Annotated in this window: 5 protein-coding genes and 2 pseudogenes; 6 read left to right on the forward strand and 1 reads right to left on the reverse strand. The window is 43.6% G+C overall.

Annotation, left to right across the window (positions count from 1 at the left end; all coding sequences use genetic code 11):
* Window positions 1-365: 365 nt before the first annotated feature.
* From chvE to mmsB, 3 genes are read left to right on the forward strand one after another with little or no spacing between them, the layout of a single operon-like run.
* Window positions 366-1,463: a multiple monosaccharide ABC transporter substrate-binding protein gene (gene chvE, locus VP98_RS14470; protein WP_046176120.1), complete on the forward strand. Its 1,098-nt coding sequence runs from the start codon at window positions 366-368 to the stop codon at window positions 1,461-1,463.
* Window positions 1,460-2,995, forward strand: coding sequence for a multiple monosaccharide ABC transporter ATP-binding protein (gene mmsA, locus VP98_RS14475; protein ID WP_046176121.1), 1,536 nt, complete (start codon window positions 1,460-1,462; stop codon window positions 2,993-2,995). Before chvE ends, mmsA begins: the two co-directional genes overlap by 4 nt.
* A gap of 3 nt (window positions 2,996-2,998) precedes the next feature.
* A complete protein-coding gene (mmsB, locus tag VP98_RS14480) occupies window positions 2,999-4,201 on the forward strand; it encodes a multiple monosaccharide ABC transporter permease (RefSeq protein WP_046176122.1) in 1,203 nt (400 codons plus the stop codon).
* Window positions 4,202-4,237: 36 nt separating this feature from the next.
* Here the strand turns inward: mmsB and VP98_RS14485 are convergent, their stop codons facing one another.
* Window positions 4,238-4,978 carry a class I SAM-dependent methyltransferase gene (locus VP98_RS14485; RefSeq protein WP_046176123.1) on the reverse strand — a complete coding sequence of 247 codons (741 nt, stop codon included), beginning with the start codon at window positions 4,976-4,978 and terminating at the stop codon, window positions 4,238-4,240.
* 98 nt (window positions 4,979-5,076) lie between these two features.
* Here VP98_RS14485 and VP98_RS14490 point away from each other — a divergent pair, with 98 nt between their 5' ends.
* The 3 genes and pseudogenes from VP98_RS14490 to VP98_RS14495 all read left to right on the forward strand — a co-directional run.
* Window positions 5,077-5,949 carry a LysR family transcriptional regulator gene (locus tag VP98_RS14490; protein WP_046176124.1) on the forward strand — a complete coding sequence of 291 codons (873 nt, stop codon included), beginning with the start codon at window positions 5,077-5,079 and terminating at the stop codon, window positions 5,947-5,949.
* A 39-nt stretch (window positions 5,950-5,988) separates the two neighbouring features.
* Window positions 5,989-6,141 (forward strand): annotated as a pseudogene (locus VP98_RS19360) (cation-transporting P-type ATPase); the annotation flags it as partial.
* A 72-nt stretch (window positions 6,142-6,213) separates the two neighbouring features.
* Window positions 6,214-7,599: pseudogene (locus tag VP98_RS14495) on the forward strand (cation-translocating P-type ATPase); the annotation flags it as partial.
* Window positions 7,600-8,092 lie beyond the last annotated feature (493 nt).

Below are 8,092 nucleotides of genomic sequence, written 5' to 3' on the forward strand. Positions count from 1 at the left end.
AGCTCTCTTCTTTTTAACAGGAGAAGAAAACCAACCCTCCTGTTTCTTCTCCCCACAAAGGCGGCAGGCGCAGAGCGCATAGACTGCGGGATTATCGCCTGCCCTATGGAACGCAGAGCCCCCGCAAATGCCGCCGTTTTTTGTCTGGAATTCTTCAAAAGCGGATGAAAGGGCTTTTAACAAGTTAGTTTTTCAAAAATGGGCGCTTTTTATTAAAAAAGCATGTTTTTATTCATCTTTTTTTGAAAGCGTTTTAATAAAAGTTAAATTTTTATAAAAAGCAATAAATTATTGAAAAGACGCGGTCGGGGCACGGTGCTATAGTCAAATTAAGACAGAAAGGAACAAAAAAGGGGGAACTTTGAATGAAAAAGTGGCTTTCCGTTCCAATCCTTCTGCTGTTGGCATTCGTTTTATCAGCCTGTGGGGCGATTGACACGAGCGGCAGCGAGAAGGGGTATATTGGGCTCTCCATGCCGACAAAATCGTCCGAGCGCTGGGTGAATGACGGCGAGAATATGAAAAAGCAGTTTGAAAAGCTTGGCTATAAAACGGATCTTCAATATGCAGAGGATGTCGTGGAAAACCAAACCGCTCAAATTGAGAATATGATTACCAAAGGTGTTGACGTGCTCGTTGTTGCGCCAATTGATGGACAAGCAGCGCTCACTACAGTATTGGAGAGAGCGCATAATGAGGGAATTAAAATTATCTCATACGACCGTCTGATTCAATACAGCGAGTATATTGATTACTATGCAACCTTTGATAACTTCCAGGTGGGCGTGCTTCAAGGCCAGTATATTGAAGAAAAGCTGGGGCTGAAGAATGGGGAAGGACCTTTTAACATTGAAATTTTCGCCGGCTCACCGGACGACAATAACGCTTATTTCTTTTTTGACGGAGCGATGTCGATTATTCAGCCTTATCTCGATAACGGGCAGCTGGTGGTAAAAAGCGGGCAGACAAAATTTAATCAAGGAGCGACCCTCCGATGGGATGGAGCGGTTGCACAGGCTCGCATGGATAATTTGTTAAGCGCTTACTACACGAAAGACCGGATCGATGCAGTGCTTTCACCATATGACGGAATCAGCATCGGGGTCATCTCTTCTCTGAAAGGAATTGGCTACGGATCAGCTGAAAAACCTATGCCAGTTATTACAGGCCAGGATGCAGAGCTTGCTTCTATTAAATCAATTATTAATGGCCAGCAGACACAGACGATCTTCAAGGATACACGCGAATTAGCACAGAAAGCGGTAGATATGGCGGTTGCAGTATTAAACGGTGAACAGGCTGACGTAAATGATACAGAAACATATGATAACGGCGCGAAAGTTGTACCGGCTTATCTTTTAAACCCGGTATCGGTTGATAAGGAAAATTACAAATCTGTTTTAGTGGACAGCGGCTATTATACGGCTGAGCAGCTCGGCCAACAAGAAGAGGTGGCACAATGACAGATATCATTTTGGAAATGCGTGGTATTACAAAAGAGTTTCCCGGGGTGAAAGCATTATCGAACGTTAATTTGAAAGTGAAAAGAGGAGAAATCCATGCGCTTTGCGGTGAAAACGGCGCTGGGAAATCAACCTTAATGAAAGTGCTGAGCGGTGTGTATCCGCATGGCTCCTATACAGGCGACATCTTATTTGACGACGAAGTTTGCGAATTTAAAAATATTCGCCAGAGTGAAGACCGGGGCATTGTCATTATTCATCAGGAACTTGCCCTGATTCCTTACTTATCGATTGCGGAAAATATTTTCCTGGGAAATGAAATCAGCAAAAATGGCGTTATTGACTGGAATGAAACGATGATGCGAACAAAGGAGCTCTTGGCAAAAGTCGGACTAAAAGAGTCGCCGCAAACAAAAGTAGAAGACATCGGGGTCGGGAAGCAGCAGTTAGTTGAAATTGCAAAAGCGCTCGCAAAAGACGTAAAGCTGCTTATTTTAGATGAACCAACAGCTTCGTTAAACGAAAACGACAGCGAAAACCTGCTGAACCTGTTATTGGAATTTAAAGAGTATGGCATGTCGGCCATTATGATTTCGCACAAATTAAATGAAATCGAAAGAGTGGCGGACTCGATGACGATCATTCGGGACGGCCAGTCGATTGAAACACTTGATATGAAAAAAGACAATGTGAACCAGGACCGGATTATTAAAGGCATGGTTGGCCGCGATTTAACAAATCGTTATCCGGAGCGCACTCCAAAAATTGGTGAAACGATTTTTGAAGTGGAAAATTGGACCGTATACCATCCAACGCATGCGGACCGGAAAATAATTGATAACATCAGCCTGCATATCCGGCGCGGTGAAATTGTCGGAGTGGCCGGCTTAATGGGAGCAGGGCGTACAGAACTGGCGATGAGTATTTTCGGCAAGTCATACGGCAAGAAAATCAGCGGCCGGATTGTGAAAAATGGGCAGGAGGTTCAGTTTCCAAATGTAACAAGTGCCATTAAGCAGGGGCTGGCTTATGTATCAGAGGACCGCAAAGGAAACGGCTTAATTCTCATGGACGATATCAAGCAAAATATTACGCTCGCGAGTCTTGATAAAATTTCGAAAAGAACGGTAATTGATGAAAACAGAGAAATGATCGAGGCGGAAAATTACCGCCAAAAGCTGCGGATTAAAACACCGTCCGTTCATCAAAAAGCCGGCAACCTGAGCGGCGGCAACCAGCAAAAAATTGTACTCAGCAAGTGGATTTTCTCGGAGCCGGATATTTTGATTTTAGATGAACCGACACGCGGCATTGATGTCGGGGCCAAGTACGAAATTTATTCCATCATTAACGAGCTGGCGGCTGAAGGAAAAGGAATTTTGCTTATTTCTTCTGAATTGCCGGAGCTGCTTGGGATGTGTGACCGTATTTATGTAATGAATGAAGGGTCAGTGACCGGCGAAGTTCCAAAAGAAGATGCCAGCCAGGAAACATTAATGATGTATATGACAAAGAGAAAGGTGAGGGGATAATTCATGCAGTCACATGCTCAGAAGGAAAGAAAGTATTCATCGCTTCAGCCGGAATCGCCAATCAAGCAATTGTTTAAAAATAATATGCGCCAGTACAGCATGATTTTTGCGCTTATTGTTATTATGCTGCTGTTTCAGGTGCTGACAAGCGGTCTGCTGCTTCAGCCGCTCAATATTACAAATCTAATTTTGCAGAACAGCTATATTTTGATTCTGGCGATCGGTATGATGCTCGTCATTATCACAGGCCATATCGATTTGTCAGTCGGCTCTATCGCAGCATTTGTCGGAGCGATTTCGGCTATTTTAATGGTTAATTATGAAATGCCGACGTTCGTTGCTGTTATTATTTCACTGCTTGTCGGTGCCGCAATTGGGGCGTGGCAGGGCTTCTGGGTCGCTTACGTGAAGATTCCAGCGTTCATCGTAACGCTTGCCGGTATGCTTTTATTCCGTGGTTTGACAATGATTGTTTTAGAGGGAAAATCAATTGCCCCATTCCCAGAAACGTTCCAAAAGATGAGTTCCGGCTTTATTCCAGATGCGAGCGCTGCGAATATCGTAACATTGCTGATTGGCGTGATTTTATCGGTTGTGCTTGTGGTCGCGCAGGTCAGGACACGCCGGACGCAAATGAAGTTTGATTTTGGCGTTCAGTCAAAAGGATTATTCATCTTAAAGCTTGTCGGCATGGTTGTGCTGCTGAATGTGTTTACTTATGTGCTTGCTTCTTACGAAGGCATTCCGAATGTATTAATCTTGCTTGGCATTCTGATTGTTGCCTACACTTACGTAATGAAAAAAACAAAAGCCGGGCGTCATATTTACGCGATTGGCGGCAATGAAAAAGCAGCCCAGCTGTCAGGGATTAAAACAAAACAAATGACGTTTTGGGTTTTTGTTAATATGGGTGTTCTTTCCGCTCTGTCCGGCTTGATTTTCGCAGCGCGTTTGAACGCGGCAACGCCAAAAGCCGGTAACCTGTTTGAGCTTGATGCCATTGCGGCCTGCTTTATCGGGGGTGCATCCGCATATGGCGGTATTGGAACTGTTCCTGGAGCCATTATCGGCGGCCTCGTTATGGGTATTATGAATAACGGCATGTCACTGCTTGGCCTTGGCATCGACTGGCAGCAGGGTATTAAAGGCCTTGTGCTGCTAGCTGCTGTGGCGTTTGATATTTACAACAAAAATAAAGCGAATTAAATTGAGAAACAGCCCTGGCAATCCAGGGCTGTTTGATTATTCTTTTATTCCAACAACACGAATCCGCCAATAATCTGCAATCCAATAATCCGTGAAAAAATATTCTTCTTTTAATTCGTTCACTGCCCCTGTAATGATCCGTTTCTTTTCTTCAGGTGTTTGAGCACCCATCACTACATCACCAAACATTGTAATCCAGTTATGCATGCCATCTGCTCCTTCAAGCCGGGTCGGCCGGTGAAAATGTTCGGCAAAGGCTGTCCGGAAGCCAGCCTGCTCCATCATACAGGTATATTCTCCGACAGATGGAAAAAACCAGGGGAACATTTTTGAATCATAATCATCAATTTGATGAATGATTGTCCGGGAAATAGCCCGAACATTCCCTTTTCCTCCAAACTCCGCTACAAGACGGCCGCCCGGCTTTAAGCTTTTCCAGATGCTCGTTAATACCCGGCCGGGCTGTTTCATCCAATGAATCGCCGCATTGGAAAATACCGCATCAAATTCTTCTTCATATTGTAAATCGTGTGCATCTCGTACGAGAAACGAAACATCAGGGTATTTCTGCTTTGCTTCCTGAATCATTGAAGGTGACTGGTCAACGCCTGCTGCCTGAACTCCCTGGCTGAACAAGGAAGCAGCGAGGTCACCGGTGCCGCAGCCTACATCTAAAATTTTCTCGCCAGCAACTGGTGCCAGCAGCTTGATCACATCCTGTCCGAACTCTGATACAAACCGATGTTTCCCATCATACAATTGTGCATTCCAGTTCATGCTTATCACTCCTTTTCGCTATTGTAGTCTCATTCTTATATAATGAAAATTAACAAAAAATGAAAAAGATGATAACGAAATGGAATAAGGAGAGCGGAATGAATATACACTGGCTTAAAACTTTTTTAAAAGCAGCTGAAACAGAAAATTTTCGGCAGGCATCAGAAGAGCTGTACATTACACAGCCGGCTGTTACGAAGCATATTAAGAGGCTCGAAGAAGAACTCGACATTCAATTATTTGAGCGTACAGGAAAAGCAGTGAAGTTAACGGAGGCAGGCCTGTCTTTTCTCCCGCATGCAAAGGAGATGGCTCGTTCTTTTGAAAGCAATATGTCGGCTTTTAACGCATGGAAACAGGGCTATACCCGAAAGCTTTCTATTGCCTGTGCACCGCAGATCGCTTCTTCCTTCCTCCCAAAACTGCTCAAGCGATTCATTGAAAAGTTCCCTAATATTGATGTTCATGTCGATATTGCCAGATCATATGACATCGGTGAAAAAGTAAGCAGCGGCCTGGTTGACATCGGGCTTGCGCGTATGCCATCTGTTTATGCAAATACATCAAGCGTCATTATTGATCAAGAGCCTATTGTACTTGCAGGTCCTATAGTCGAAGAAGCAGACGAAATATCTCTTCTTGCAGGCTACCGTCTTCTTACGCATAATCACCCGGGCTATTGGGAAGCACTGATAAAAGACTTAAAAAAAGAAAACCCCCATTTAAAAACAATGACGGTCAGCCAAATTGAAGTAACAAAAAGGTTTATTGAAGCAGGACTTGGAATTTCCTATTTGCCAAAATCGATGGTGCAGGATGAGCTTCTTGCCGGCAGGCTGGGCATTTATCCATCGGGATCGGCTGAAAAGCAAACATCCATAACATATTTAATCGAAAAAGTGTTAACGGCTGAAGCTGAACAATTTAAACAATTTCTTCGGCATCAGCTTAAAAAGAGTGAACAGTTATGATGAAGAAAAGAAAGAAAACAAAGGGAAGGAGCCTGTTTATTGGAAACATATCGTAAAAGCGCAGAGGTACTGATGGAAGAACTGAAAACCTCCCGTCAAGGATTAACGAGCTCAGAAGCGCGAAAACGGTTGGAAGAGCATGGACACAATGAACTGGCGGGAAAGAAAAGGGACCCTCTATGGAAGCTTTTTTTGCGACCTTTAAAGATGCAATGGTCATATTTGGGAAAGAAAATGAACGAGTTTCCTCAAAGCCTTAGAAGCAAGTACAGGCGTGAATCGGAATTGCCATTCGACTCTGACCGAAAGCTTATGTCAACCGTTCATACGATTGATGGAGAAAAGCTGATGCTGACAAAAGGCGGGCCGGATGTCATGTTTAATCGATGCAGCTCAATTCTGCTGGATGGCAAGGAACAGCCGATGACAGATGAGTGGCTCAATGCAGTGAAGCAGGCGAACGAAGCTTTTTCGCTTGATGCTCTCCGCGTACTGGCGTATGGATATAAGAAATTTCCAGGTGATAAAACATCTATTGATCCTGAGGATGAAAAGGAGTTTGTGCTTGTAGGCTTGACGGCTATGATTGACCCGCCGCGTGAAGCGGTATATGGATCAATTAAAGAAGCTAAAAGTGCCGGTATACGGACGGTAATGATTACGGGGGACCATAAAACAACAGCCAAAGCAATAGGGCGGGATATCGGCTTGATGGATGAAGATGATATTGCTTTGACCGGACAGGAACTCGACCAGCTGACAGAAGAAGAACTCGACCGAAAATTAGAAAACATTTCAGTATATGCACGTGTTTCACCGGAAAATAAAATACGTATTGTACGGGCATGGCAGAAAAAAGGACATGTTACGGCAATGACGGGAGATGGTGTGAACGACGCACCGGCTTTGAAACAAGCGGATATCGGAATTGCAATGGGGAGCGGAACAGACGTGGCGAAGGATTCAGCTGCTATGGTACTGGCTGATGATAACTTTGTTTCAATTGTCAATGCCGTTGGTGTCGGACGGACGGTATTCGATAACATAAAAAAAGCAATTGGTTATTTGTTCGCAGGGAACCTCGGTGCGATTACGGCCATTTTATTTGCGGTTTTCCTGAACTGGCCGAATCCATTTACCGCTTTGCAGCTGCTGTTCATTAATTTAATCAACGACTCGCTGCCAGCACTGGCTCTTGGAATGGAAAAGAAGAGCTCGGTGTCATGAAACGGCCGCCGCGCGATATCAATGAAGGTATTTTCTCGGGAGGTACATTAAAAGCTGTTTTAACCCGCGGACTGCTGATTGGGGCTGCTGTCATTGTTTCGCATTATATTGGTCTTCAAGTGTCGGGGGATGGGAATCGCCATGGCGTTTACTACACTAATTTTGGCGCGGACACTTCAAACCTTTGCTGCTCGTTCCAGCACGCAGACAGTATTGGGTGCAGGATTCTTTAGTAATAAGTATGTTCTTGGGGCAGTTGCAGTATGTTTTTTGCTATATGGATTGGCTGTACTGCCAGGCATAAGAAACATTTTCTCCATCCCTTCTGAATTTGGGTGGGGCGAATGGCTTATAGCAGCCGGCCTTGCACTGGCATCAGTTATTTTAATGGAAGGAGTTAAGCTTCTTCAGAACAAAAGATAAAAAACAGCCGGGTCAAATATTCAGCCTGGCTGTTTTTTAATGGAAGAAAAATACTTGTTTTAGAAACTGAACGTTTCAGGTCATAGTGAACTTGCAAGCAGAGTCAGTTAGAAAAAAATAAGAAAAACTATTGACTAATATAAAATGAGGTGGTAAAGTATTATTCGTCGCTAAGACATCAAGTAAAGTCGAATTGATTTTTTAAAACGAATTATTTTATTAGTTTTTCTTTAAAAATGTTGACTTACTTTTGAAAAGCGTGATATAGTAAGGCCTGTCATTGAAAAATTCTTCCTTTAAAGTAATAGAGGGAGACAGGGGGCTTTTAAAAACAACCTGAAAAATTTGTTGACAGTAAAGAGAAGTAAGTGTTATAGTTCTTAGGCTGTCGTTAAGATTGAACAGCTGATTGATCTTTGAAAACTGAACAAAATAAACGTCAACGTTTTAAATTTTTACTTCTATTTGAAATGCACCCCGTATTTCAAATAGA

The sequence above is a fragment of the Domibacillus indicus genome, from assembly GCF_000970685.1.
Taxonomy (GTDB): domain Bacteria; phylum Bacillota; class Bacilli; order Bacillales; family Domibacillaceae; genus Domibacillus; species Domibacillus indicus.